The following is a 26,417-nucleotide window of genomic DNA, read 5'->3' as shown; positions in this document are numbered from 1 at the left end:
TCGAGTTCGTTCATGAGCTACCAACCTCATTCCGCCTTCGCCGGGCTGTTTCACGCCTTCACCTCCGACCCGAATAGTCTCGGCAACCGGCTGGCGAAGACGATGTCGGCACGCGACGCGGCACTGCCGCTGCTGGTCTCGACCGGCTCGGATATTGCGCTGTTTCCGGGTGCTGGCGCACCCGCCCAGATCGAGAGTTTTCGCAAGTCGACGCGGGGATTCATCGAACTGACGGCGGTCTCGCATCTGCCGCTGGCGCTGGCCTATCTCGCCCGTTTGCGCGAACTGGACGACGAAGGGCAGGGCGACAGCGAAGCGGCCGCATGGCGCGCCGAAGCGAAGCGACTGATCGAGCATGCCGGACACGTGCGCGAGGCCAATACCCTGGCGCACTGGCGCGACGCCGTTGCGGTGCAGAGTCTGCGCGGCAACGAAGCCCGGCTGGTCGATCTGATCGACTACACGTGCGGCGTTTCCATTCGCTGGCTCACGCAAGCACTGGCCAACCCGTCGCGGCTGGACTTCGACCGTCTCGTCGCAGACTACTTTGAGGCCGCGCCGGGCAGCGACTTGCCGGTGCCGATGAACGACGTGATGTTTGCGACCTTCGGTCTGGCGTATCTGGACATCGTCTATCGCATCGGCAACTGGCTGCGCGCGCAATCGATCGACTGGACGCGCGCCATGGTCATCGTCTCGGGGCGGTCGGGCCGTCCGACGGCGGGGGCGACATGGTCGTCGAACAACATGTGCCACCTCATCTGGCGGGCTTCACGCGAACAACTGCCGCCGGAGCGTCTGCTGGTTGCGCCGCACGCCCCGGGCTTTTCCGTGGCGAATCTCGGCACTGCGGATGACCTTAAATCCCTTGAGGCGGGCTACCGCGAGTTGTGGCACAACACACGCGCCAGCATTGAAGTTGCCCGCAAGATGTTTCCGGAAGCGCCCGGATTTTCGTTCGCGCCGTCGCCTGACGAAGCCATGCCGCCGCTGGCCGACGCACAGGACCGCAAGGTCATGGCGGCACGGCTGCGCCGCATCATGGAAGACCCGGCGCAACTCCTATCCAACTGCGTGGCGGACTACATCGTCGACGAGTTGGCCCGTTGCGATAACGACCCGTCGCGCGCGGTCATCCCCGGCTTTACGCATGTGAATTACCCGACGCGAATTCGCTAAATCACGCACAGACGTATGAACTGATTGATCCGCAGAGACAACCACGGACGAAGCAGGAAATGAAGCAACAAACGAGAAACGGGCAGCAGGGGCGCTGCACCGTTCATCGTCCGGGGGACCGCTTCAAGACGGTTTGAACACGACATCAAATAGCCCTATCAGGAGACAACCATGAATCTGATGCAGAACGAGGGGACACCCAGTGTCTCTGCTGCGCTACCCGTACGACGGATCGTCGCCATTACGCTGGTGTGCTTCGCCGTCTCGATGATCGACGGCTTCGACACGCTGATGCTCAGCTTCGTCGCGCCGTTGCTGTCCAAGTCGTTGAATATCGACCCGGCCTCACTGGGGCGGGTCTTCGGCGCGGGCTTTATCGGCACGGTCGTCGGCTCGCTCATTGCAGGGCCGCTCGCCGACCGCTTCGGCCGCCGCCCGACGTTGGTGGCCGCGTTGATCATGACCGGTGTATTCACGCTGGCGTGCGCGTGGGCCACCTCGGCCACGGAATTGTCGATCCTTCGCCTGCTCGGCGGTCTGGGTATGGGCGGTGCGATTCCGCCGGTGACGGCCATCACGGCAGAAAGCGCACCGGTGCGCCGCCGCTCGGCACTCGTCATTCTGATGTTCATCGGCTTTCCGCTGGGTGCAGTCGTGGGCGGCGCGATTTCGGCCGTGCTGATGATGCGCTTCGGCTGGCCGTTCGTGTTCCAGATGGGCGGGGCGTTTGCGCTGCTCGTCATCCTTCCGGTGCTCTGGGTGCTGCCCGCCACGGCGCCTGCCGGTGCCCACAAAGGCGAACGCCCGGGGGCCGTCCTGCAACGCCGTGGCATGTTGCCGCGCGTATTCGCCGACGGACGTGGTGTCGCGGCATCGGCGCTGTGGGTCGGTGTGCTCGCGACGATGATTCTGTCGGGCTTTCTCGTGAGCTTCATGCCGACGCTGTTGCACCTGAACGGCGTAGCGCCCGACCGTGCAGCGATGGGCGCGGTCACGCTCAACATTGGGGCGATTGTCGGCGCGCTGCTGCTCTCGACGGTCGTGACGCGGGCCGGGCCGTTCGTGCCCGTGGCGTGCTCTTTCATCGGCGGTGCCGTGCTGACCGTGGTGCTCGGCAATCTCATCGGCGTGGGGCATGCCACGTTCGGAATGCTCTTCGCGGTCGGCGCGTGTCTGGTCGGCGGGCAACTGACGTTTCCGGCGATTGCCAGCCGTCTGTTCCCGACGGACGTGCGTGCCGCCGGGGTCGGCGCGACGATGGCCATCGGGCGTCTCGGCTCGATCATCGGACCGACCGTCGGTGGCTGGTTGATTGCCCGCCAGATGCCGTTGCCGCAACTCTTCGTTTTCGCTGCCTGTCTGGCCGTCATCGGTGCCCTTGGCGTGAGCGTTGCCCGCTGGCGCACGCCGCCTCAGGCGGAAGGGCATGAACGACACCCCGATACCTACGGCGCACCAGTGCCGCACGGAGAAGTGAATCATGGCCGTTAATTTCACCCCGGTGCAGACGCTGCCGACCAGCGCTGCGAGAGCCGTGGCGACATTCACCCGCGATGGCGAGCGCTGGCTGGCGATTGCGCAGATGTCTAAGGACGTGGCGGGCGAAGTGCCCTATATGAACGGCGGCGACAGTAACGTCGATGCACTGTTCTACCGCTGGGAGGCTGGAGCAAAAGCGGGGGAGGGCGCGGGCGCTTTCACACTCGCCGAGCGCCTGTCACTGCCCGGTGGCGAAGACGTCGAGCACTTCACTATCGGCACGCGGGAATTCCTCGCCTGCGTGGGCATTCGCACCGGAAGCGGGCCGTACGATCTGAATACGCATGCCGTGCTGTACGAGCGTCTTCATGGCGAATGGCGTGAGCACCAGCGATTCGAAGTCTTCGCAGGCAAACAGTGGCGTCACTTCGAGATCGACGGGCGGCACTTCCTTGGCCTCGCGCAAGGCGTCACGGTGGAGGGGCCGGTAGCCCGGCACCCCGATCAGTCCTGCGTGTTCGCATGGAATGGCGAGCGCTTCGAACCGTTTCAGGCGACCGGTGGCCGATGGGGCTACAACTGGGCGCACATCGCGCATGCCGGCAAACACTATGTGGCTTACGCCGATCACGTCAGTGGATCGCGCATCTTTCGCTGGAACGGCAGCCAGTTCGAGACGCTTCAAACCTTCGATGAGCCGGGCGGACGCGCTTTCCATTTCTTCGTCGACGGCCAGACGCTATGGCTCGTCCACGCCAATCTGCTCAGCCATACAACGCTGTACCGTTTCGACGGCGTCCAATTCATCGCGACGCAGACGCTCGACGGCGCGGGTGGCCGCGAGCTTTGCGAGATACCTGCCAGCCGTCCCGGCGCACCGCGTTATCTGTTGCAAGTGCGCTTCATCACCGGCACACCGAAGGCCCCCGAGCCTGTCCAGCAATCGGTGTTGTGGCAATGGCGTGGCGACGGCTTCGATGCGCTCGCATGGATCGATACGTTCGGCGGCACCGATGCGTCGACATTCGATATCGATGGCGAGCGCTATGTGGTCGTAACCAACAGTCTCGACGCCGACGTGCGCTTTCGGGTCGATTCCGTCGTCTACCGGTTTTCCGGATGACCTGCGAGGGCCGGTGGCCGATGCAATAGCCGACGCCTGCCCCGACTTCTGAAGATTCCGTAGTCCCTGCTGTTCCCGTCTCGCCCCACCAGAGGGTGACGGCTTCGTTTTGCCTAAAAAAATACATATGGAGACAAACCTCATGACTCGCCTTGCTGCACGCCGTACGCCGCTCGCTTCGCTGCTCGCTGTTCTGTTGACCCCGGCCTTGCTGGCCGTTGCCGCTCCCGTCGAGGCGCAAAGCTCGGTGCAGTTGTACGGGATCATCGATGCCGGCCTCACGTACTTCAGCAACCTGAACGGCCATGGCACCTTCGTGGCGAACGACGGCGCGATTCAGGCCAACCGTTGGGGCCTGCGTGGCACCGAGGATCTGGGCGACGGACGTCGCGTCATCTTCGCCCTCGAGAACGGCTTCAATCTCTACTCCGGCACGATGGTGCAGTCCGGCGTGCTGTTCAGCCGGCAGGCGTGGCTGGGGCTTCAGGACAACACGTTGGGCACGTTGACGCTCGGCAAGCAGTACGACTTCTTCTGGGACAACCTCACGCAGTTCACGATGGGGCAGTTGGCGGGGCAGTACTCTTGGCACCCGGGCGACTTCGACCATCTGGCGGGTACGCTGCACATCAATAACGCTATCAAATACACGTCGCCGAACTGGGCAGGGCTGACGGTGGGCGGCTTGTACGCCACGCCGTCGTCCGATGTTTCCGCCGGGACCGGCCGCGTGTTTGCCTTCGGCGCGAAGTATGCGAACGACGGCCTCAGCCTCGGGGCGGCCTATACCAATACCCACAACTCCGGCGTCAATGCGCCCACGCAGGCGGGGACGACAATTTTCCCGGATCTGCCGCCGGGGCCGGCCGTGCTGGACAACATCGCCAGTTGGGGCGTGGGTGGCAGCTACCGCTATGGGCCGAATACGACGCGCCTGCTGTTCACCAGCACGCGCTTTCGCAACGGCAACGAGAGTACCGTGATGAATACCTATGAGGCCAATCAGATCTATCGCTGGGGCCCGGCGTGGACGTTCATGGCGGGCTACTGGTATTCGAAGATGGGCGTGCAGAAGTGGCAGAACGTGACGGGGCTCGCCGACTACGCACTGTCCAAGCGCACCGACGTCTACGTCGAAGCCACGTGGCTGTATGCGGGCGGTGGCGCGGCACCGGTGTTCCTCGGCGGCGGGGCGGCACCCACCTTCGTGAAGGGGACCTACACCGGGCAGGGGCCGTCGTCGACGGCGGTGCGCATCGGCATGCGGCACACGTTCTGAACGAATGGCGTCGATGCGTCCCAGACGATGACGTATTGATGGCACGGTGCAATCGCGATCGGTTTTTCCGATACGGCGCTTCGAGATTGGTATAAACCCTAATCAAAATTGCCGCGATTGCGTCGCATCGGCCATCGGCGGGGGTCTTGGCTCCGCTCGATGTGCCCGATTCGATCGATATCTCGAGGTATCGCGCAGGGGTGATCGGAATTTCCGATACCGATCACCGGGACCGTGCTTCCCGCGGTCTATTTGGCCTTCTACGATGGCAGCGTGTCATTCATCCACACGTTCACCACCGGATACGCCAAGCCATGCATGCCAATGAAGCCTTTCCCCTCGTCGATGTGAGCGGCACGCCGTTCGAACGGGGCCTTGCACACGGTCGTCAGGTGCCCGAGCGCGTGGCGCGCAGTCTGGCGCTGTATCGCACGCAACTGGATCGCCGGGGCGTGTCGAGCGAACGGCAACAGGCATTGGCACGTCGGATGGTGCCCACCATCGAAGCCTTCGACGCGACGTATCTGGAGGAAATGCGGGGCATCGCCGAGGGCGCGAACGTCACGCTCGAAGACGTCGTCATCATCAATTGCCGCACCGAGATGATGTACGGGCACGACGAGATCGGCGAAGCGCGCAAGGCGCTCGACGATGGCTGCACGGGCCTGATCGTCATGCCGCAGGCGAGCACCAACGGGCGTCTGTTGCATGCGCATAACTGGGACTGGCGGGCCGAGTGCGCCGATACCGGGATCGTGCTGCGCATGCGCCGCGACGACGGCCCCGATCTGCTCGTCTTTACCGAAGCCGGTACGCTTGGCCGCCACGGCATCAACAGCGCAGGCCTGTCGCTGTCCGGCAACTTCCTGACGTCCGATCGCGACTATGTAAACGCGAGCGAAGCCAATACGCCGCTCTCGCTGATTCGCCGTCGCATGCTCGATTCCACCAGTCTTGCCGACGCCATGAAAGCGCTGTGGAACACGCGCCGCTATGCGTCGAATAACCTGATGCTGGCCGATGCGCGCGGTGAGGCCGTGAATCTGGAATGCGCACCGGACGAGATTTTCTGGCTCACGCCGACTGACGACCTCCTCGTGCATGCCAATCACTGGCTGTGCCCGGTGGCCCGCACCAAGCTGCGCGATCTCGGTCTGGCCAAGAGCCCCGATTCCATCTACCGCCAGCGCCGCGTGACCGCAGGCCTGAACATCGGCCGCGAACGCTTCGGCAAGATCGATTGGACCGTCATCAAGGGCGTACTCGCCGATGACTTCGGCAGCCCCGTAGGCGTGCTGCGCGTGCCGCGAAAGGTGAGCTTCGACAGCATTGCGGCGACGGTTTGCACCACGTTGATGGACGCCGCCGACGGTGTGCTGTGGATCGCGCGCAAGCCCTACGAATCGCGCGAATTCGTCGAATATCGGTTGCGCTGAGCGCATGCGGCGGGGCGCCAGGCATGAGCCTGCGCGCCGCTTCGCCCGGACAGTCCCCTCAGTACAACGACAAACCGATGTCCCCGATGTCCCCGATCTCCCAGTTATCTCCGATGTCCCGGCCACCTTGTCGGCGCGAACTCCGCAAGCGTTGGCACGCCGGTCTTGCGGCGAGCCTCGCGTTGGCAGCGGCGCTGGTGTGCGCTTCGTCGGCGCAGGCGCAATCACAGCCGCAATCGCAGCCTGCCGCACCCCGTCACGAGATTCGTTTTGCCGTCAGTTCCGACACGCCCACGTCGATGCCGGGCAGCCTTCTACGCAACACGGCGACGGACAACATCCTCGCGCACGTGGTCGAGTCACTCGTCGCGTTGCGTGCGGACCTGAGCATCGGTCCGATGCTTGCCGACCGGTGGGACATCTCCCCCGACGGCAAGACCTACACGTTTCATCTGCGCCACGGCGTGCAGTTTCACAACGGCAAGCCGATGACGGCGGCAGACGTGAAGTGGAGCTACGAATACTTCATGAACCCGTCGACCGGGTTCTATTGCCGTCGCGCCTACGATGGCCACGCGGGCGCCAAGGTGCTGGGCGTGCACGTCATCGATCGCTACACCGTCACGTTCGATCTCGATCGCGCGTCGGCTTTGTTCCTCAATCACATGGCCGACCCGCGCTGCCCGTTGGCGGTACTCAGTCCGGACAGCGTGGATGCCGAGGGTCATTGGGCGCAGCCCATCGGCACCGGGCCTTATGTGTTCGCCGACTGGCAGCCGGGACAGTACGTGTTGCTCAAACCGTTTGCTGCCTACCGGCCGCGTCCGGAGCCGGCGAACGGGGCAGCCGGTGCCAAGGTGGCGCATGCCGACGTGCGCTTCGTTACGATTCCGGACGAGACGGCGCAGATGTCCGCGCTGATGTCGGGCCAGATCGACGCCATGAATCTCTCCGAGCAAATGGTGCCGCCGAAAGATCCGGCATGGCACGTCGTGGCCGGGCCGGGTGCCGACCCCGCCATGCTGCTGATTCAGTCGCGCGACCCATTGCTGGCCGATGTGCGCATTCGCCGTGCAATTGCGCTGGCCGCCGACTTGCCGGGCATTGCGAATGCTGTGACGGAAGGGCGCTCGGACTACAACCCGTCGCTCGTGCCGAACGCGAGTGCGCTGGCAAGCCCGGCCACGCGCATGGGGTACGTGAAGTCGCTGCCGGAGGTGAAGCGCCTGCTCGACGAAGCGGGCTATCGCGGCCAGCCGATCACGCTCGAGACCAATCGCCGCTACACGCACATGTTCACCATGGCCGTGTATCTGCAATCGCTGCTCGCGCGCGCCGGCATCAATGTGAAGCTGCAAGTGGTGGAGTGGGGCAAGCAACTGGCGGACTACCGCGCCGGGCGCTTCCAACTGATGGCGTTCGGCTACACGGCGCGCACCGACCCGGCGTTGATGTATGCCGACGTGCTAGGCGACAAGTCGCGCAATGCGCTGGTGCAGTGGGAAGACCCGGCGGCGCTGGACCTGTTGCGCAGCATCGCGGGCGAGACCGACGACCGCGTGCGTGCGCGCGTGTTCGGCGAATTGCACCAGCGCATGCTGGCCGATGTGCCCATGCTCGTGCTCTACAACTCGCCCGATCTGATGCTGGTCAGTTCTCGCCTGCATGGCGTGACAAGCTGGCCCATCCGTCTCAAACGCTTCTATAACGTGACGAAGGACTGACGGCATGCCGGCGTACCTTTTCAAGCGCATCTCAATGTCCGTGCCCACGGTCTTTATCGTGACGCTGCTCGTGTTCGGCATGATTCGCGCCATTCCGGGCGACCCCGCCACGCTCATGCTGGGCGACCTGAACGACCCGGCGCTGCTCGCACATCTGCGTCACTCGCTGGGGCTCGACGAGCCTTGGCCTGCGCAGTATCTGCACTGGATCGAACACCTGCTGCGCGGCGATCTGGGCATGTCGATTGCCCGGCATCGTCCGGTGAGCGCGCTGATCGCAGAAGCCTTTCCGGTGACGGCAAAGATCGTGCTCGGCGCAACGTTCGTCGCCTGCCTCTTCGCGATACCCGCCGGGCTGTTTGCGGCGTGGCGGCAGAATCGCCGCAGCGATCTGGCGATCGTCATGACGACGGTGCTGCTCGTCTCGATTCCGAGTTTCTGGTCGGGCATTTTGCTCATCTGGATCTTCGGGGTGAAGCTGCACTGGCTGCCCACTTTCGGCTATCAGACGTTTGCGCAGGCCGGCTGGGGCTCGCTGCGCTATCTCGTGCTGCCGGTGATTGCCATTGCGCTGGGCGAGATCGCTGTCGTCACCCGCATGATCCGCGCGAGCAGCATCGACGTGCTGCGCCTGGAGTACATCGCCCATGCCCGTGCCAAGGGCCTGAGCGAGCGCCGCGTGCTGGTGCGGCACACGTTGCCCAACGCGTTCGGCCCGACGCTCACCGTGATCGGCCTCGTGGTCGGCCACTTGCTGGCAGGCGGCGCGGTTATCGAAACCGTATTCACGCTGCCCGGCATGGGGCGCCTGCTGGTGGAGAGCATTTACGCGCGTGACTACCCGGTCGTGCAGGGCTGTTTGCTGGTGATCGCCCTGATCTACGTCGTGATCAATCTGGCCGTCGACCTGCTGTATCCGCTGTTCGACCCTCGAATCAAGCACTGAATCAAGCACTGAATCAAGCACTGAACGCCCCATGACCTATTTGTTCTCCCTGCTATCCGTGCGACGGGCCAATTTGTGGATCGGCGGCTTTCTGGTCGGCCTGCTGGTGCTCATCGCCGCCGTCGATCTCGTCTACACGCCCTATAACCCGGTGGACGTGGATCTCTACGCCCGCTACGCCGCACCGAGCGCGGCGCATTGGTTCGGCACCGACGCGTTCGGCCGTGACGTGCTCTCGCGCATCATGGCCGGCGCGAGTCTGAGCCTGACGGTGAGTGTTGCCTCGGTCGTGCTGGCGCTGGCTGCCGGCACGTTGATCGGCGCGATTTTCGGCTACGTCGGCGGCTGGCCCGACCGGCTGGCGGGCATGCTGGTCGACGCCTTGATGGCCTTCCCCGGTCTGCTGCTGGCACTCGGCGTCATGACCGTGCTTGGGCCCTCGAAATGGGGGGTAGTGCTGGCACTGGGCCTTGCCTACACGCCATCGGTGAGCCGCATTGCGCGTGGGGCCGTGCTGTCGCTGCGCATGCGCGATTACGTCGAAGCGTCGCGCACCATGGGCAATCGCGAGGCGTGGACGTTCGTGCGGCACGTGTTGCCTCACTGCGTGCAGCCGTTGCTGATCTTCTCGACGTCGCTGTTCGGCTCGGCCCTGCTCGCGGAGAGTGCCCTGAGTTTTCTCGGGCTTGGCGTGCCCGCCCCGGAACCCACGTGGGGTGGCATGCTCGCGGACGGTCGCTCTGCCATCGATCAGGCGTTCTGGGTGGTGTTGTTCCCCGGCGCGGCCATCTCGCTGGCGTTGTTCGGTATCAACCTGCTGGGCGACGCCGTGCGCGATTTGCTCGACCCGCGACTGAAGGAGGTCAAATGAACGCGCTCGCAAACGCCCAGTCGGTTGAGCCGGTTCCGCCGTCGTCTACGCAGGGGACCGAAGCGGCCTCAGCGAGCGCGCCGCTGCTCGACATCAAGGGGCTGTGCATTGCTTTTCCCGACGGTAAAGGCGGTCAGCGCGATGTCGTGCGCAATATCGATCTGACGCTGCGCGCCGGTGAATCGCTTGCCGTCGTGGGCGAATCGGGGAGTGGCAAGACGCTGATCGGCAAGGCGCTGCTCGGCCTGCTGCCGGAATCGGCGACGGCCCGCGCCGGCACGCTGGCGTTCGACGGCCGCTCGTTGCTCGCTCTCGACGCCACGCAATGGCGCGACGTGCGAGGCACCGAGATCGGTATGGTGTTTCAGGAGCCGATGGTCTCGCTCAACCCGGCCATGCGCATCGGCGAGCAGATGATCGAAGCGCTCGTGCGCCGTCGCGGCGTCGCGGCAGCACAGGCGCGTCAGCAAGCGCTGGCGATGCTCGCCCGGGTGCGCGTGCGCGATCCGCAGCGGTGCATGGCGCGGTATCCCCATGAGTTCTCGGGCGGCATGCGGCAACGCATCCTGCTCGCCGCTGTGATGCTGCTCAAGCCCCGGTTGTTGATCGCCGATGAGCCGACAACAGCACTCGACTGTGTGGTGCAAAAAGAAGTCCTCGACGTGATGATCGGTCTCGCGCGCGAGGAGGGAACGGCGCTGGTGTTCATCAGTCACGATCTGGCGCTGGTGGCGGCGTACACCGAGCGCGTGCTGGTGGTGCGTCAGGGCGACGCCGTCGAGTCGGGGCCGGTGGCGCGGGTGTTGTCACATCCTTCAACCGATTACACGTTGCGTCTGCTTGAGTCTTTGCCACGCCGCGACGCGGGGACGCGCGCGCCTGCGGGCACTGTGATCACCGATGCGCCAATTCTGGAAGTGTCCGATGTGGCGGTGGATTACGTTGTTCCGCAAAGCTGGTTCCGGCGCAAGGCCGTGCGAACCGTCTACCCGTGTTCGTTCCGCGTGCATGCCGGTCAGACGCTGGCGATCGTGGGCGAGTCGGGCAGCGGCAAGACAACCCTCGCCAAGGCTGTGATGGGCATGCTGCCCCGCGCGCAAGGGCAGGTGAGCGTGCGCGGTGCGCCGTTTCCGGCGCAGGGTGGCGACGCTGCCATGCGGGCGTCGCGCCGGGCCGTGCAGATGGTGTTTCAAGACCCGTACTCGTCGCTCGATCCGCGCATGCGCGTGGACGCGCTGGTAGAGGAGCCGCTGCGGCTGGACACGTCGCTGAGTACCGCGCAGCGTCGCGAGCGGGTGGCGCAAGTGCTGGCCGACGTGGGGCTGGCGAGCTTCGGCACGCGGTTTGTTCATCAGATGTCGGGCGGTCAGCGCCAGCGCGTGGCCATTGCGCGCGCGCTGGCGGCACATCCACAGATCATCGTGGCCGACGAGCCCGTATCGGCGTTGGACGTCACGGTGCAGAAGCAAGTGCTCGACATGCTCACCGAATTGCAGGCGCGCTATCGCTTTGCGCTGTTGCTGATTTCGCACGATCTGGGTGTGGTTGAACAACTGTCCGATCACGTCATCGTGATGTATCGGGGGCACGTCGTGGAGCGCGGCACGCGCGATGCGATCTACGACTGTCCCGCGCACCCGTACACACGCCGTCTGCTGCGCGCCGTGCCGGAATTGCGAGGCGATCGCGAGTCGGGCTTTGCCGTGCATACGCGCGAATTTTCCGAACACGAGTCGAACGATGCGCCGCTGGCGTACTTCGATCCAGAACAGGGGGGCGAAGCCTTACCGCATCTGTGCCCGGTCGCCCACAGTCCCGACCCGGAACACCGCGTCGCGGTATTCGCGAGCGGGCAGTGATTGTTATAGGCAATCCCGATCGGCGGATCTGCATTCCTGCCGGTCAGGCGACTGCCTACCATGCTGATATCGATTCGCCGGCCTGCGCTGTGCGAGTTAGCCGTCTTACGTTAGGTCACTAATTTCTTACCATGCATAGCGTCACGCATCCCATCTCTCATTTGTGCAGCGGCACCTCGCAAGCGGTGGTCGCCGAGCATTTCGGCAATGCATCCTCGGGCCGCAAGGTCTACTTGCAGGCAGCGTTGCATGCCGACGAGACGCCCGCCATGCTGGTAGCGACGAGGCTTCGCGACAAGTTTCTCGCGCTCGAAGCGCAGGGCCGCTTGCGCGCCGAAGTCGTACTCGTCGTCATGGCGAACCCCATGGGGCTGAACCAATGGCTGATGGGCGCGCCGCAAGGGCGCTTCGAGCTGGCCAGCGGGCGCAACTACAACCGTGGCTTCCCGATGGTGTTCAAGGCCGTTGTGCAGCGTCTGGAAGGCGCACTGACCGACGACGTCGACGTCAATCGTCAGCGCGTACGCACGGCCTGGGGCGAGGCGCTGGCGGAATTGCCCGTGACGGATGCGTTCGGATCGTTGCAACGCCTGCTGATGACGCAGGCTCACGACGCCGATATCGTGCTCGATCTGCATTGCTCGCGCGAAGCGACGATGCACCTCTATACCGGCGATGAATGCTGGCCGGCGGCCGAGCCGCTGGCGCGCTATCTCGGCTCGAGGGCGAGTCTGCTGGCGCTGGATTCGGGCGCGTTTTCGTTCGACGAGGCGCAGAGCTACACGTGGTGGCAGCTTCGCCAGCACTTCGGCACGACTTACCCGATGCCAGAAGGGCCGGTCTCTGTCACCGTTGAGCATCGCGGCCAGCGCGACGTCAGTTACGAGCAGGCCGACGCCGATGCCGACGCGATCATTCAATACCTGACCCACATTGGCGATATCGCGGGCGATGCCCAGCCGTTGCCGCCGCTGCTGCATCCCGCCACGCCGCTGGCCGGCAGCGAGCAATTCCGCGCGCCGTGCGCCGGCATTCTGGTGCACCGCGCGGCACTGGGGACGATGGTCGAAGTCGGGCAACCGGTCTTCGACATCGTTGCGCCGTTGACGGGCGAAGTGCGCACCGTGTCGAGCCGGACACAAGGCGTGCTGTATATGCGCCGCGACGTGCGATTCGTCAATGCGGGCGATCCGCTTGGCCGCGTTACCGGCCAGCGCGTCCAGCGCTCCGGCATGCTGCTCGGCGCCTGATCCTTTTCGTCCCTTTCGTCCTGACCCTGACCCTGACCGTTACGACACCCGACTGCCCGCCAATGTAGGCCGAACCGAACCTCCACAAAAGAGATGCATATGACTCGATTCCTCGACGTCAACGATATACAGACCCTGTTGCGCCAAACCGGCGTTGCCCCGTTCATCCGCACGCTCGCGGACTATGTGCAGGACGATTACCTGCGCTGGCACGACTTCGATAAGTCGGCACGCGTGGCCAATCACTCCGATAACGGGGTGATCGAGCTGATGCCGGTGTCTGATGCCCGCTTCTACGGATTCAAGTACGTCAACGGCCATCCCGTCAACACGCGGCACAACCTGCTGACGGTGATGGCGTTCTCCGCGCTCGCCGAAGTGAGCACCGGATATCCGCTGCTGCTGTGCGAATTCACACTGATGACGGCACTGCGCACGGCGGCGACGTCGGCGCTGGCGGCCCGCTGTCAGGCGCGCACCGACAGCCGCGTCATGGCGTTGATCGGCAACGGCGCGCAAAGCGAGTTTCAGGCGCTGGCGTTTCACGAGATGCTCGGGATCGACGAGATCCGCCTGTACGACGTGGATCAGGGCGCGACGGCCAAGCTCATGCGTAATCTCGCGGGCGTTCCCGGGCTCAGATTGCTGCCGGTGGCATCGGTGCGCGACGCGGTGCGCGGTGCCGATATCGTGACGACAGTCACTGCCGACAAGACCTACGCCACGATCCTCACGGCTGACATGATCGAGCCGGGGATGCATCTGAACGCGGTCGGCGGCGATTGCCCGGGCAAGACCGAACTGGATCGCGATATTCTGCAAACCGCTCGCGTGATGGTCGAATTCGAAGCACAGACGCGTCTCGAGGGCGAGATCCAGCAAATGCCTGCGGATTCGCCGGTGGTGCATTTCTGGCAAGTGCTTGCCGGGCAGAGCGCCGGGCGCGAGTCGCGCGAGCAGGTGACCGTGTTCGATTCCGTAGGCTTCGCGCTGGAAGATTTTTCCACGTTGCGCTATCTGCGCGATCTGTCGCAGACGGCGGGCGCAGGCAAGACCATCGACCTGATTCCCGAGCCGGACGATTGCAAGGATCTCTATAGTCTGGTGGCGCCGGTGTTACCGGTGAAGACCGTCAAAACGGTTGGGATTGCACCGGTTTGCGCTGTGTGACACGCCGACAACGAACGCCGTCGCCGAGGCTGGCGACAGGCGGTTTCGGGTAGGATGCTGAGCATGACACTCATTCAATTGCGCGTGTTTTGCGCCGTCGTCGAGCAGGGTAGCTTCCGCGCGGCGGCGCGCGCGCTCGACATCGCCCAGAGCACACTCACACAGGCCATTCAGGCGCTGGAGTCGGAGCTCGGCACGGCGTTGCTCAACCGCTCGCATCAGGGGGTGACACTCACTCCGGTGGGCGAGCGTTTCCTCATCCGGGCCAACGCCATCATCCGTGACTGCGATCTGGCCACGCAAGACGTCAAGCAATCGACTGGTGAAGAGGAAGGCAATATCACGCTGGGCGTGACCTCCGAGCCGCTGGCCGAGTTGCTGCTGCCGGTGGTCAAGCGCTTTGTCGAGCGCTTTCCGAAGGTGCGGGTGCATGTCACGAGTGGCTACACGAAGATGCTGATCGAGCGCATTCGCGATGGCCGGCTCGATTTCGTGATCGCGCCGTTGGCACCGCAGGTGAGCGATGTCGACCTGAGCATCGAGCGGTTGTATCGGTCGTCACCGAGTGTGATTGCCCGCAAGGGGCATCCGAAGGCGAACGCCACGTCGGTGCGCGATCTCGTCGATTGCGAGTGGGTCAGCATTCGTCCGGCGGGGATCGTCGGTGCCGAGAACCGGCTCATCAGTCTGTTCAATACGGAGAGTCTGGGACATCCCAAGATCGCGTTGACGGCGGAGTCGCTGCTCGAGACGCTGCATATCGTGTCCGAGTCGGACTATCTGACGATCGAGCCGCAAGTGCTCGCCGAGATGCCGCTATTCTCTGGCGCGTTGATCAGCATCCCGATTCGGGAGACGTTCGACCCGCGCGACGTCTGCCTGATCGCGCGGCGTTCGGCCCCGTTCACAATGGCCACGCAGGAGCTGGTGACCATGCTCGTGTCGTACTCACGACTGGTGCATGGCTCGACCGGGCGGCGTACGGCGGGCTAAGAACTCAGCCCGCCGGGGCAAGACAATCAAGCCCTTCAACTAGACCATCAACGCAACGCGCGGGCGAGGATCGACGGGATCACGCCACCGCGTTGCAGCAGGTCCACTTCCAGACGCGTTTCTACCGCCGCTGTCGTAACCAGCGATTCTGTACGGCCGTCGCCACGCGTGATCACGATCTCGATGGCGGCGCGCGGTGCGACGTCCGACGGCAATGCCCTGATCCGGATGCGATCTTGCGCGGTCAGCGCAAGCGTCTGCGGTGTGACGCCCCCCGGTAGACGCAAGGGCAAGATACCCATGCCGATCAGATTCGAGCGGTGGATGCGTTCGAAACTCACGGCGACGACGGCGCGAATGCCCAGCAACCGTTGTCCTTTTGCCGCCCAGTCACGCGACGACCCGGTGCCGTAGCGGGCACCGGCGACCAGAACGACGGGGCGGCCCTCTTCGCGATACCGTTGGGCGGCATCGAAAATCGGCATGACGTCCTGACTCGGTCCATGCACCGTATGCGCGACGGGCAAGTCGGCGGCAAGCAAATTCACAAGCGATTTGCTGTAGAACGCCGCGCGCACCATCACCTCCCAGTTGCCTCGCCTTGAGGCGAAGACGTTCAGGTCGTCGCGCGGCTCGCCGCGTTCGACCAGAAAGTCGGCCACGGGACTGTCGGGCGGAATGGCGCTGGCCGGGGAGATATGGTCGGTCGTGACATCGTCGCCGAGGGCGAGCAGCACATGCGCGTCGTAGTCGCCGAGCACGCTGCCTTCGTCACGGGCGACGAAGGGCGGCCGGCGCAGTGCGGTGGAGCGTGGCGACCATGCATAGCGAGGGGCGTGCGATACGTCGAGACCGGCCCACAGCGGATTGCCGCTCGCGTTGTGAAATGCCGTACCGAAGTCGTCGGCGCGCACGGCTGCCAGACTGGCGGCGACGGTTTCGCGCGTGGGCCAGAGATCGCGCAGATAAACCGGCAGACCGTGGGCGTCGAATTGAATCGGATCGTGCTCGATATCGATGGCAGCGGTACCGGCCAGCGCGAAGGCAACGACCAACGGCGGCGACATGATGAACGCGTGCCCGAGGTCTGGATGAATGCGTCCGGGGAAGTTTCGATTGCCCGACACGACCGCGACGGGCGTTGCGGCGGCGTCCGCGAGGGCGCGGGCAATCGGTTCCGGCAGCGGACCTGCGTTGCCGATGCACGTCGTGCAGCCGAAGCCGACGATATCGAAACCTAGCGCGGCGAGGTCGTGATCGAGTCCCGCGCGGGCGAGATAGTCGGCGGCGGCGGGAGAACCGGGGGCGAGCGACGTCTTGACCCACGACGGCACGTGCAGGCCACGCGCTCTTGCGCGGCGCGCGACCCATCCGGCGGTGATGAGCAAGGCGGGGTCTGACGTGTTGGTGCAACTGGTGATGGCGGCTAGCGCAATCGGCCAGTCGGGCAAGCCGCCCCGGCGCGAGGCCGGATCGGTGCCCAATGTGCGGCCTGTCGCGCCGCTGGGCAGCCGGTCTTGCGGCCGGAAGGGGCCCGCGACGTATCGCTCGACGCTATCGAGGTCGATATCGATCGTCCGGGTGTAGCGCGGCGTGGCGTGCGGGTCGAACCACAGTCCGGCGCGCCGGTAGAGCGTTTCGACGTTGGCGATATGCGACGCGTCGCGTCCGGTTTCTCGCAGATAGGCAAGGGTGCGGGCATCCACTGGGAAGTAGCCGGTACTGGCGCCGTATTCGGGGGCCATGTTGGCGACCACGGCGCGTTCGTTGGCGCTGAGCGTTGCCACGCCGGTGCCGTAGAACTCGACGAATTCGCCGCTGACGCCAAGGTTTCGCAGGGCTTCGGTCACGCGCAGTGCAAGATCGGTGGCGGTGGTCCCTGCCGGGAGTGCCCCGGAGAGACGAACGCCGATGACATCCGGAATCCGTTGCATGACCGGCATGCCGAACATGACCGTTTGCGCTTCGAGCCCGCCTACGCCCCAGCCGAGCACGCCGATACCGTTGATCATCGGCGTGTGACTGTCGGTGCCGATGAGGGTGTCGGGGACGAGCCACGGCTCACCGTCGATCTCGCACTCGCTCGCGACGGTGGCGAGTTGTTCGAGGTTGATGGTGTGCATGATGCCGGTGCCCGGCGGATGGATGCGAACGCGGTCGAGTGCGCCGGACGCCCATCGCAGAAAGCGATAACGCTCGGCATTGCGGCGCATTTCCTCGGACAGGTTGCGCTGCGCGGCATCGGCTTGCGCATGGAATTGCACGGCGAGCGAGTGATCGACGGAGACGTCGACGGGCAGCACGGGGTTGAGTTGCGACGGGTCGGCACCGGCTTCGGCGAGCACATCGCGCATGGCGGCGATATCGATCAGCGCGGGCGTGCTGGTGGTGTCGTGCATGAGCACGCGCAGCGGGTAAAACGCAATTTCGTGGAGACTGGTGCCGCGTTCCAGCCAATCGAGCACACCGTCGATCGCCGCCTGACGTTCATCGCCGGACAGGTTGCGCAGCGCATTTTCCAGCAACAGGCGTAAGACGACCGGCAGACGCGTGAGCGTATCGCCGAAGAGGGCAGGCAGATCGATGAATCGGCGAGTATGGCCGGTTGCGTCGAGCAACTGACCGGAGACGGAGATCGGGTTCATGCCCGATAGTTTGCGGCTTGCACAGCCCGCCCACAATGACGCCCGGACGTGAGGTGATCGATGGGACCGATCACTGGCGCGCATGAGGCATTTCGCGTGTGCTTATGGGGCAAGGTTGGATGGTAGGCCGCGAATCCAGACCATTCCCGAAATGATCGAGAGGATGATGGACGACAGTCGAACGGGGAAGCCCGGCGATACACACGGTCAGCGACCGCCAAACAGCCGCTCAAGCGGCTGTTTTCACGTAGCGAGGCGTGTGTCTCCTATTTCCCCGCACCATTCGACGTCGCCATGGCGGCGGCGCCGAGGCCGATATAAAGCAGGCCGGTGATGTATTTGCCTGCGCCCGATTTGGCACCCCGATTCGCGATGGCCTTGCCGATCGTGCGGGCGAGTGCGGCGTATGTCACGTCGCTCACGCTGCCTACTGCCACGAGCATTACCCCGAGTGTCACGATTTGCAGTGGGACGTTGCCAGCGGCAGCATTCACGAACTGCGGCAGGAACGCCGCGATGAACAACCCCGTCTTCGGGTTCAGCAGATTGACGAGAAAGCCCTTGCGCACCGACGCGCCAAGCGCAGGTACAGGCGCCTTCATGGTGTCGACAGGGTCGGGCTGCGCCTTGCTTCGGATGGCCTTGATGCCCAGATAGACCAGATACGCCGCCCCCACCGTCTTGATCGCCGTGAACAGAATCGGCGACGCCATCAGCAGCGCCGTGAGCCCGACCGCCGCGAAACCCACATGCACCAGCGTCGCGAGCATCACGCCGAAGCACGACGCCAGACCGTATCGGAACCCCTGACTCGCGCTCGCCGTCGACACATAGATCGTGTTGGGGCCGGGAATGGCCACGAGAACCGCCACGGTGGCGAGGAAGTAGGGCAGTACGGCGAAGTCGATCATTTCGGTGATTCCTGTCAGCACCACAGCGTTGGCAACACAGTTGACGTCATGCGCCGGCATCGTAACACCGTCGATGACGTCAACCTCAGGCAAGCGTCGTCGCGACGTCAGCCCGCCTTAGCCGTCTGCATATCGTCGCGATGCCACCAGCCGCCACCGACCGCCTGAAACAGCGCCACCGTATCGGCGTAGCGATTGGCCTGCGCCTGCACCAACGCAATACGCGCCTGCTGATACGTCTGCTGAGCGTTGAGCAGCGTCAGGTAGCTGATATCGCCCAGTTCAAGTTGCTTCTGGGCAATCGTCAGACTGCGCTTCGCCGCACGCTCGGCATTGAGCGATGCACTCAGGGCGTCGGCATCCGTGCGCAGGGCATGCAGCGTGTCAGCGACATTCTGGAACGCCGTGAGCACCGTGCCGCGATACTGCGCACCTGCCTGCTCGTAGGCCGCCTCGGCCCCGCGCTGCTTGTGCAACAGGGCACCGCCAGCAAAGATCGGCTGCGTCAGGCTACCCGCCAGCGTCCAGAACGCCGTGCCCGGGCTGAACAGTTCCCGGGCAATTTCGGCACTCGCCCCGTAGCTCGCACTCAGCGTAATGCTCGGCAGACGTGCGGCCACGGCCACGCCTACCGCAGCACCCGCCGCGTGCCACTGCGCCTGCGCGGAACGCACATCCGGACGCTGTTCGACCAGTTGCGACGGCAAACTGACCGGTAACGCTTCGGGTAACTGCAAGCTACTCAGATCGAACTGCGCACCGATGCGCTCGTTCGGCATGCGCCCGAGCAAGCGGGCCAGCGCATCGCGCTGTTGCGCGAGCTGCTTCTCCAGCGGCGGCACCGCTGCCTGCGCCTGTGCCAACGACGCTTCTTGTGCCGCCACGTCAGCCTGCGCCACCTGCCCCAAGTCGTACTGTTTGTGCAGCAGATCAAGCGAATGCTGCTGAAGCGCAAGGATCTCCTGCGTAGCGGCCAATTGCCCACGCAACGACGCTTCCTGAATGGCTGCGGCCACCACGTTGCTGGTCAGCGTCAGATACGTCGCTTCCAGTGCAAAGCGCTGTGCATCCGCTTGCGCGATGAGCGATTCGACCTGACGCCGGTTCGCGCCGAGCAGATCGAGCGTGTACGACACGGACACCTGCGCCGTGTGCAGGTTGTAGAGATCGTCACCACTGGCGGCCGGGCTCGCCAGCGGCGATGCGATTTGCTGGCGCGTCGGAGCGAACGACGCATTGACCTGTGGGAAGAAGTCGCCTTGCTGCACTCGCACTGCTTCGTGGGCCGACTTGAGCGCGGCTCGCGCCGCGTCCATGTCGGGATTGCGTTCGATGGCCTCTTTCACGAGGGCATCGAGTTCGGGCGAGTGGAACAGCGTCCACCACTGCGCAGGAATATCCATGCCGGAGACAAAACGCTGGGCGCTGCCGCCCGTCGTGTCGGCCGACGTGGTGCCCGCAGGCAGGGCGTCGACGGTGTAACCCGCATTGGCAGGCGCTTCCGGCGTTTTGAAATCGGGCCCGACGGCACATCCGGCCATCGACAGCGCGGCTGCCAGCGCCACGGCGCAGCGCGCCCCGGAATAACGATAAGTCATGTTTTACCCCTGTGCCGGTTCGGCCGCTTGGAGGGCACGCTTTGCGGCGCGTTCCTCCATATAGCGTTCGAGGACGTAGTAATAGGTCGGCAGAATGAACAGCGTCAGCAACGTGGCGACGATCAACCCGCCCACCACCACGGTGGCGAGTGCGCGCTGCACGTCGGTGCCGACACCAATGGCCATGGCCGCCGGCAACATGCCCACGGTCGCGACCGTCGCCGTCATCAGCACCGGACGGAAGCGCTCGACCGCGCCTGCAATCACCGCCTCACGCAAGCCCAGCCCCTCCGCGCGCACACGGTTGATGTTGGCAATCATGATGATGCCGTTCTGCACGGCCACCCCGAACAGCGCAATGAAGCCCACCGCACTCGCCACATTCAACGTTTCGCCCGTCAGCCGCAGGGCAATCAAGCCGCCCAGCGTTGCCAGCGGCACCACGCCCAGAATCAACGCAGCCTGACGCAGCTTGCCGAATTCCGCGAACAGGAACACCAGCATCAACGCGAGCACCAGCCCCATGATCAGCGTGAGCCGTGCCTGCGCCCGCTGCTGATTCTCGAACTGTCCGCCCCACACGAGTTGGTACTTGCTGTGGTCATACTTCACGTTGGCATCGATGCGCTTCTCGGCGTCGGCCAGATAATCCGACAGCCCGCGCTGCGCATAGTCGATGCGAACGATCAGCTCACGCTTGCTCATGTCGTGCGTGATGGTCGCCTCACCGCTCTGATACCGAATGCTGGCGAGTGCCGACAACGGAATCTGCGCACCGCCCGGGGCATTGACGAACAGATTGCCCAGCGTCTCGGGGCTATTGCGAGTGTTGGGCGGGAAGCGCACGGTCACGTTGTACTGGCGGTCGCCCACGTAGACCTGACTCACCGACGCACCGCCAATCGCGGTCTGGATCAGATTCGTCACGTCAGACACGTTGATGCCATACCGCGCAGCCGCAGCCCGATCCACGTTCACCACGATCTGCGGAATTGGCGGCTCTTCGAAGATCGACGCGTCGGCCGTGCCTGGTACTTGCTTGAGCACGCCAACGACTTCGGTGCCGATACGGCGAAGTTCCTTGAAATCGTCGCCGACGATGCGGATCACCAGCGGGCTGTGAGCCCCGCCCACGGCGTCGTTGATGCCGTCGATGATCGGCTGGCTGATGCCGACCGACATGCCCGGAATCTGCTTGAGACGATCGTTGAGCCTGCTGACGAACTCGGCCTTGGTTTCCCCGTGCGGCCACGTGTCGTAAGGCTTGAGCCCCACCGGCGCTTCGATATGCGACGGCGTCCACGGATCGGCCTGACTGTCGCTGCGCCCCAACTGCGTGACGGCATACGACACTTCGGGGAAGCTCAGCAGCACCGTGCGCAATTCGCTGGCCATCTCGCTGGCCTTGTCGAGCGAGAGGCCCGACGGCAATTGCACTTGCAGCCACAGCGACCCTTCGTCGAGATCGGGCAGGAATTCGCGAGCGGTCGTCGCGCCCAGCGCCACCACCGCCGCCAGTGCGAACACACCGATGGAAATGGCCATGCGGGGCGCGTTCAGCAACTTGTCGAGCCAGCGCTGGAAGCCGGCCTGCGCGCGCTGAAGCGGCACGTTGTGGAAGACCTTGCGCGGTTTGCGCAGTGCCACGTACGCCAGTCCGGGAATCAGCATGAACGTGCACAGCAAGGCGCCGGCCAATGCGTAGGCCACCGTGTAGGCCATCGGCGAGAACAGCTTGGCTTCTGCGCGCTCGAAGGCGAACAGCGGCAGGTAGGCGGTGATGATGATCAGCGTGGCGAACAGGATCGGGCGTGCCACCTGTAGGGTCGCGCTCAGCACGTCGCCTTCGGTGAGCACGGCCTCGGGTGCCGCTTCTCGCCGTCGCAAGATCGCTTCAGTCACGACAATGGCCCCGTCGACGATGATGCCGAAGTCGATCGCCCCCAGCGAGAACAGGTTCGCCGGCATGTTCGTGAAGTGCATCATGATGAACACGGCCACGAGCGCGAGCGGAATCGTCACAGCGGCAATTAGCGCACTGCGCGGGCTGCCGAGGAACAGGATCAACACGATGCACACGAGACCCACGCCTTCAGCCACAGTGTGCGACACCTTGTGGATGGTGTTCTGCACGAGGTCGTCGCGGTCGATGTAAGGCACGAGACGAACGCCTTGCGGCTCAAGCTGCTTGCGCAGTTCTTCAACCTTCGCGTGTACGCCCTTGAGCGTTTCGGACGGGTTCTGATACTTGAGCATCTCGACGATGCCTTCGATCGTGTCCGGATTGTGGTCCTTGCCGAGAATGCCTTCGCGTTCCTGATGGCTGTACGTCAGACGCCCCAGATCCTTCACCAGCACGGGCACGCCATTGCGCTGCGTGACCACGATGTTGCCGAGGTCGGTGAGCGAATGCACCATGCCGATGCCACGAATCACATAGCCCTGCTCGCCGCGCGAGATGCGGCTGCCGCCAGCGTTGGCACTGTTGTTGTTGATGGCTGTGGTGACGTCGTTCAGACCGATGCTGTAGCGCTGCAACTGCACCGGGTCGAGTTCAAGCTGGTACTGCATGGTGAAGCCGCCGAAGTTGTCGACATTCACCACACCCGCGACCTGTTGCAGCGCGGGGATCACGACCCAGCGCTGAAGCTCGGACAACTCCATCAGGTTCTTGGTATCCGACTCCAGCGTGTAGCGATAGATTTCGCCCGCCGGGCCGGTCACCGGGTCGAGTCCCGGCGTGATGCCCGAGGGCAGCGTGACGCCTGCAATGCGTTCGTTGATCCGTTGACGGGCCCAGTAGTCTTCGACGCCGTCGCGGAACACCAGCGTGATGAGCGACAGGCCGAACGTCGACGACGAGCGCATCGACACCACGCCGGGCGTACCACCCAGCGCACGCTCCAGCGGCACGGTGATCTGTTGTTCGATTTCCTCGGCCGCAAGGCCGGGGGCTTGCGTGGTGACCTGCGCGGTCACGTCGCCGATGTCCGGGTAGGCTTCGACGGCCATTTGCGTCCAGCTGTACCAGCCGAAGGCAGCCACGAGCAGCGCCACCACCCAGATGACGACACGCTTGTGCAGGCAGAAGGTAATGAGGCGGTTAATCATTGAGCAGTACCCCGCCCTTGACGACGATGCGATCGCCTGCCGTCAGCCCGGCGCCGACGCGCGCACCGTCCGGCTCGCCGTAACCCGGCTGCACCGTGCGCTTGACGAAGGTCCACGGGGCGACTTCGACCCACACCACGGTGCTGTCGTTGTTCATGATCAGCGCCGAATTCGGCACGAAGACCGAGCGCTGTTGGGGCACGGCAAACGTCGCCGTTGCAAACATGTTCGGCTTGAGACGGCCGTCGGTGTTGGGGAACGCGATGCGCACCTTGGCGCGGCGCGTGTCGGGATCGAGCACTTCACTCACGAAGCTCACCTTGCCGTGCCACGTCTGGCCCGGATACGCCTGAAAGACCACGTCGACCGGCTGGTCCTTGGCGATCAGCGCGACGTTGCTCTCGGGGGCGTTGGCAGTCACCCAGACGGAATCCAGATTGGACACGGTCATGAGCGACGCGGTCAGGTCGTTGGCATAGCCGCCCTGAGACGTCGACAGTGCGGTGATCGTGCCGGCGTACGGGGCGACCAGCGTGAGTTGACGGCCGCGCGTGTGCGCGTCGGCACCGATGCCGCGCAGGCGGGTCTCTGAGCGGGTGAGTTCGGCTTGCGCTTGCGTGTAGTCGCTTTGCGCTTGTTCCAGATCCTTCGCAGCACCCGCGCCCGCATCGCGCAGGCCCTGCACGCGCTTGAGCGTCGTGCCCGCGTGGGTGAAGGCGTCGCGTGCCTTGTCGTTGTCGGACCAAGCCTGTGCCAGATCGCCCGAGTCGATGGTCAGCAGCGGCTGGCCTTTCGTGACGTGATCGCCGAGATGAACCTTGAGCTCGACGATGCGACCGGCCACCGGCGGCAGGATGTTGGCGGTGCGTGCGGGGTCGGCTTCGACGGTGGCGGGCAATTGCACCATGCGCGGCTCGTCGCGCAGGCCCACGGCGGCAACGCTCAACCGGGAGCGCAACGCCGAGTCAGGGGGCACGACGTACTTATCGCCATCGCGGAGCACGATGGCGTGCTCGGCGGCGTCGGACTTGACGGAAGCGTGGCTGGTCGTCGACATCCAGCGTACGGCTTCGACCGAGAGGGCGAGCGTTGCGATCACGCCGAGGCCGGCGAGGGCAATCCGTTTGTTCGCGCCCGATAGATGGATTTTGTTCATTTCCCGAATCTCTTTTTTCACGTGAGGGAGGCAATGGCATTGCGCTCACGTGAAAGACGAGTCGGGTCACGTCAGTCGGAATTTAATCCGGCAACGTAAATCGTGATTCGTCACGCGACGCAATACCTGCCGGTAATTCGAAGGAATTTCCGGTTTAAAGGTGATTTGAAGTGCGTATGTGTCAATGACATGCGACCGACATAAGCAACTGTCAGGGTCGGGCATCGATTTCTCCTTAAGCTAAGGAACCGTTGGATAGCAGCGGTGACTCGCGGGCAAGAACGTGCGCACGCCGCGCTGCCGCGACCGGCATCGGCGCAGCAGCTTGCAAGCGTTCACGGTGAACACGCGCACAAGTCTCGACTTGCCGTTACAGGCAAGCAGACTTCAAGCGCATGACGATCTGGGGAAGGCGGGGATCTGGTCAGCCGAACCGGAAAGGCTTCCGGTGTAAATCAACTGAGCGCAGATATGGCGCACCTCTCGCACTCCGGCGAGACGGCGACCAAAAGGGACGGACGTCGGGCCGGGATCTACCGTTCAAGCGGTAACGGGCAACTACAACTGTCCAATTGGGGTGTCCCCTGATGATTGATTCGTGGCGGAATGTACGCGCGTGAATTAGGCGCGTCAAGCAATTGTTAGGCCCATTTTTGGTGCGATTTCTTCTGGTTTTGGTCAATAAAACTGAGTGTGATTCGATATTCGTGATTTCACAGCCGGATAAGGGATTACCGAGTTTTTCAATTAATAAACTGTAATTTAATCGTTCACTGAATTGCGGGGCACATGATGCTGCGGAGCAACACGTCACTGAGCGACATGCCGGGGGCAGTCGTGTGGCGTCGTTGCCGATGAGTTGCCGATAAGGCCGCCCGCCGGGTCATCGTTTACCCGCAAAAGGCCCCCGTTCACAGATTTTCGCGTTGACCGGTAAATTGTTTTTTGCTGGTATACCAGTCATGAACCAGACCCAACGCACCCCGGCCCTGAGCGATTCGGCCTACAACGCCATTCGCGCCCTGATCGTTTCCGGCGAAATTCGCGCCGGAGAGGCCCTCTCCGAGCGCGCGCTGTCCGAGCGCTTCGGCATCAGCCGCACGCCCGTGCGCGAGGCCATCCGGGCGCTTGCCAACGACGGCCTGCTGGAGATCGTGCCGATGCGCGGCACCTTCGTGCGCCAGTTGTCGGTGCGCGATCTGAGCGAGATTCATGAAGTGCGTCTCGCACTCGAAGGCATGGCCGCCTGGCTCGCCGCGCAAAAGGGCGTGACCCCGGCGCTGGAGGAGGTGGCCAAGCGCCTGCGCGCCCTCGACGCGCAGGACGAAGCCGTGCCGCTCGACGTCGACATCACGCAACGCGTGGGCTGGCAATTCCACGAAGCGATGTTTGCCGCTGCCGACAACGTGCGGCTGGTCGAGACCTATCACGCGTTGCGCACCCAGAACGGTCTGGCGCTGCAACGCATCCCGCATTACGACGCCGAGCGCACGCGCGCCGCAGTTCGCGAACACCTTGCGATCTTCGACGCCATCGCCGCCGGGCGTCCCGAGGAGGCCCAGCGCAGTGTCTGGGACCACCTTACGCACGCCATGCAGACCCGTTTGCAGGCGCTCGTCCCCGCCGGGTCGCCCGGTGCTTCGCGCTGATCGGATCGATCACGCTCGCCAAGCCGTCACGTTTTTTT

At 64.2% G+C, this 26,417-nt stretch carries 18 protein-coding genes; 13 read left to right on the top strand and 5 right to left on the bottom strand.

Translation table 11 applies throughout. The features are described 5' to 3' along the window. Positions 1-12: 12 nt before the first annotated feature. The 12 genes from CDV46_RS14365 to CDV46_RS14310 all read left to right on the top strand — a co-directional run bounded on the left by CDV46_RS14365 (position 13) and on the right by CDV46_RS14310 (position 15,309). Positions 13-1,179, top strand: a complete 1,167-nt coding sequence (locus CDV46_RS14365) for a DUF5624 domain-containing protein (protein ID WP_087723169.1) — start codon at positions 13-15, stop codon at positions 1,177-1,179. 171 nt (positions 1,180-1,350) lie between these two features. Further along, the gene (locus tag CDV46_RS14360; protein ID WP_087723167.1) at positions 1,351-2,670 is read left to right on the top strand and encodes an MFS transporter; all 1,320 of its coding nucleotides are present in this window, start codon (positions 1,351-1,353) and stop codon (positions 2,668-2,670) included. Beyond that, positions 2,660-3,781, top strand: a complete 1,122-nt coding sequence (locus CDV46_RS14355; protein WP_087723165.1) for a hypothetical protein — start codon at positions 2,660-2,662, stop codon at positions 3,779-3,781. The genes CDV46_RS14360 and CDV46_RS14355 overlap by 11 nt, the downstream gene beginning before the upstream one ends. A gap of 142 nt (positions 3,782-3,923) precedes the next feature. Next, entirely contained in the window at positions 3,924-5,060 is a 1,137-nt protein-coding gene (locus CDV46_RS14350) for a porin (RefSeq protein WP_176399085.1), read from the top strand. A gap of 314 nt (positions 5,061-5,374) precedes the next feature. Beyond that, on the top strand, positions 5,375-6,496 hold the full coding sequence (locus CDV46_RS14345; protein WP_087723161.1) for a C45 family autoproteolytic acyltransferase/hydolase: 1,122 nt from the start codon (positions 5,375-5,377) through the stop codon (positions 6,494-6,496). 113 nt (positions 6,497-6,609) lie between these two features. Continuing rightward, complete coding sequence (locus CDV46_RS14340; RefSeq protein ID WP_176399084.1) at positions 6,610-8,220, top strand: ABC transporter substrate-binding protein; 1,611 nt, start codon at positions 6,610-6,612, stop codon at positions 8,218-8,220. 4 nt (positions 8,221-8,224) lie between these two features. Then, positions 8,225-9,166, top strand: coding sequence for an ABC transporter permease (locus CDV46_RS14335; protein ID WP_087723157.1), 942 nt, complete (start codon positions 8,225-8,227; stop codon positions 9,164-9,166). A gap of 31 nt (positions 9,167-9,197) precedes the next feature. Continuing rightward, positions 9,198-10,037 carry an ABC transporter permease gene (locus CDV46_RS14330; protein WP_087723155.1) on the top strand — a complete coding sequence of 280 codons (840 nt, stop codon included), beginning with the start codon at positions 9,198-9,200 and terminating at the stop codon, positions 10,035-10,037. Beyond that, positions 10,034-11,896 carry a dipeptide ABC transporter ATP-binding protein gene (locus CDV46_RS14325; RefSeq protein WP_087723153.1) on the top strand — a complete coding sequence of 621 codons (1,863 nt, stop codon included), beginning with the start codon at positions 10,034-10,036 and terminating at the stop codon, positions 11,894-11,896. The genes CDV46_RS14330 and CDV46_RS14325 overlap by 4 nt, the downstream gene beginning before the upstream one ends. A gap of 131 nt (positions 11,897-12,027) precedes the next feature. Then, positions 12,028-13,146 carry a succinylglutamate desuccinylase/aspartoacylase family protein gene (locus CDV46_RS14320; protein WP_087688384.1) on the top strand — a complete coding sequence of 373 codons (1,119 nt, stop codon included), beginning with the start codon at positions 12,028-12,030 and terminating at the stop codon, positions 13,144-13,146. 99 nt (positions 13,147-13,245) lie between these two features. Further along, the gene (locus CDV46_RS14315) at positions 13,246-14,316 is read left to right on the top strand and encodes an ornithine cyclodeaminase (RefSeq protein WP_087723151.1); all 1,071 of its coding nucleotides are present in this window, start codon (positions 13,246-13,248) and stop codon (positions 14,314-14,316) included. A 63-nt stretch (positions 14,317-14,379) separates the two neighbouring features. Then, positions 14,380-15,309, top strand: coding sequence for a LysR substrate-binding domain-containing protein (locus CDV46_RS14310; protein ID WP_087723310.1), 930 nt, complete (start codon positions 14,380-14,382; stop codon positions 15,307-15,309). 47 nt (positions 15,310-15,356) lie between these two features. Here CDV46_RS14310 and acnA read toward each other — a convergent pair whose 3' ends face one another. From acnA to CDV46_RS14285, 5 genes are all read right to left on the bottom strand, one after another. After that, the gene (gene acnA, locus CDV46_RS14305) at positions 15,357-17,954 is read right to left on the bottom strand and encodes an aconitate hydratase AcnA (protein WP_087723149.1); all 2,598 of its coding nucleotides are present in this window, start codon (positions 17,952-17,954) and stop codon (positions 15,357-15,359) included. A gap of 266 nt (positions 17,955-18,220) precedes the next feature. Then, on the bottom strand, positions 18,221-18,865 hold the full coding sequence (locus tag CDV46_RS14300; RefSeq protein WP_170935972.1) for a LysE family translocator: 645 nt from the start codon (positions 18,863-18,865) through the stop codon (positions 18,221-18,223). A 107-nt stretch (positions 18,866-18,972) separates the two neighbouring features. Further along, on the bottom strand, positions 18,973-20,463 hold the full coding sequence (locus CDV46_RS14295) for an efflux transporter outer membrane subunit (RefSeq protein WP_087723147.1): 1,491 nt from the start codon (positions 20,461-20,463) through the stop codon (positions 18,973-18,975). A gap of 3 nt (positions 20,464-20,466) precedes the next feature. Further along, positions 20,467-23,574: an efflux RND transporter permease subunit gene (locus tag CDV46_RS14290; RefSeq protein WP_087688379.1), complete on the bottom strand. Its 3,108-nt coding sequence runs from the start codon at positions 23,572-23,574 to the stop codon at positions 20,467-20,469. After that, on the bottom strand, positions 23,567-24,730 hold the full coding sequence (locus CDV46_RS14285; protein WP_087688378.1) for an efflux RND transporter periplasmic adaptor subunit: 1,164 nt from the start codon (positions 24,728-24,730) through the stop codon (positions 23,567-23,569). The genes CDV46_RS14290 and CDV46_RS14285 overlap by 8 nt, the downstream gene beginning before the upstream one ends. A 962-nt stretch (positions 24,731-25,692) precedes the next feature. Between CDV46_RS14285 and CDV46_RS14280 the strand changes: the two genes are divergently transcribed. Continuing rightward, on the top strand, positions 25,693-26,379 hold the full coding sequence (locus CDV46_RS14280; protein ID WP_058379577.1) for a GntR family transcriptional regulator: 687 nt from the start codon (positions 25,693-25,695) through the stop codon (positions 26,377-26,379). Positions 26,380-26,417: the final 38 nt, after the last annotated feature.

It is taken from the genome of Pandoraea sp. PE-S2T-3 (assembly GCF_002179965.1).
GTDB lineage: Bacteria > Pseudomonadota > Gammaproteobacteria > Burkholderiales > Burkholderiaceae > Pandoraea.
Note: the sequence above shows the minus strand (reverse complement) of the source record. Positions and strands in the feature narration are given on the sequence as shown.

Bases quoted from the DNA above. Each gene is read 5' to 3' on its own strand.
- CDV46_RS14365 (WP_087723169.1), top strand. From the start codon at position 13: ATGAGCTACCAACCTCATTCCGCCTTCGCCGGGCTGTTTCACGCCTTC.
- CDV46_RS14360 (WP_087723167.1), top strand. From the start codon at position 1,351: ATGAATCTGATGCAGAACGAGGGGACACCCAGTGTCTCTGCTGCGCTA.
- CDV46_RS14355 (WP_087723165.1), top strand. From the start codon at position 2,660: ATGGCCGTTAATTTCACCCCGGTGCAGACGCTGCCGACCAGCGCTGCG.
- CDV46_RS14350 (WP_176399085.1), top strand. From the start codon at position 3,924: ATGACTCGCCTTGCTGCACGCCGTACGCCGCTCGCTTCGCTGCTCGCT.
- CDV46_RS14345 (WP_087723161.1), top strand. From the start codon at position 5,375: ATGCATGCCAATGAAGCCTTTCCCCTCGTCGATGTGAGCGGCACGCCG.
- CDV46_RS14340 (WP_176399084.1), top strand. From the start codon at position 6,610: ATGTCCCGGCCACCTTGTCGGCGCGAACTCCGCAAGCGTTGGCACGCC.
- CDV46_RS14335 (WP_087723157.1), top strand. From the start codon at position 8,225: ATGCCGGCGTACCTTTTCAAGCGCATCTCAATGTCCGTGCCCACGGTC.
- CDV46_RS14330 (WP_087723155.1), top strand. From the start codon at position 9,198: ATGACCTATTTGTTCTCCCTGCTATCCGTGCGACGGGCCAATTTGTGG.
- CDV46_RS14325 (WP_087723153.1), top strand. From the start codon at position 10,034: ATGAACGCGCTCGCAAACGCCCAGTCGGTTGAGCCGGTTCCGCCGTCG.
- CDV46_RS14320 (WP_087688384.1), top strand. From the start codon at position 12,028: ATGCATAGCGTCACGCATCCCATCTCTCATTTGTGCAGCGGCACCTCG.
- CDV46_RS14315 (WP_087723151.1), top strand. From the start codon at position 13,246: ATGACTCGATTCCTCGACGTCAACGATATACAGACCCTGTTGCGCCAA.
- CDV46_RS14310 (WP_087723310.1), top strand. From the start codon at position 14,380: ATGACACTCATTCAATTGCGCGTGTTTTGCGCCGTCGTCGAGCAGGGT.
- acnA (WP_087723149.1), bottom strand. From the start codon at position 17,954: ATGAACCCGATCTCCGTCTCCGGTCAGTTGCTCGACGCAACCGGCCAT.
- CDV46_RS14300 (WP_170935972.1), bottom strand. From the start codon at position 18,865: ATGATCGACTTCGCCGTACTGCCCTACTTCCTCGCCACCGTGGCGGTT.
- CDV46_RS14295 (WP_087723147.1), bottom strand. From the start codon at position 20,463: ATGACTTATCGTTATTCCGGGGCGCGCTGCGCCGTGGCGCTGGCAGCC.
- CDV46_RS14290 (WP_087688379.1), bottom strand. From the start codon at position 23,574: ATGATTAACCGCCTCATTACCTTCTGCCTGCACAAGCGTGTCGTCATC.
- CDV46_RS14285 (WP_087688378.1), bottom strand. From the start codon at position 24,730: ATGAACAAAATCCATCTATCGGGCGCGAACAAACGGATTGCCCTCGCC.
- CDV46_RS14280 (WP_058379577.1), top strand. From the start codon at position 25,693: ATGAACCAGACCCAACGCACCCCGGCCCTGAGCGATTCGGCCTACAAC.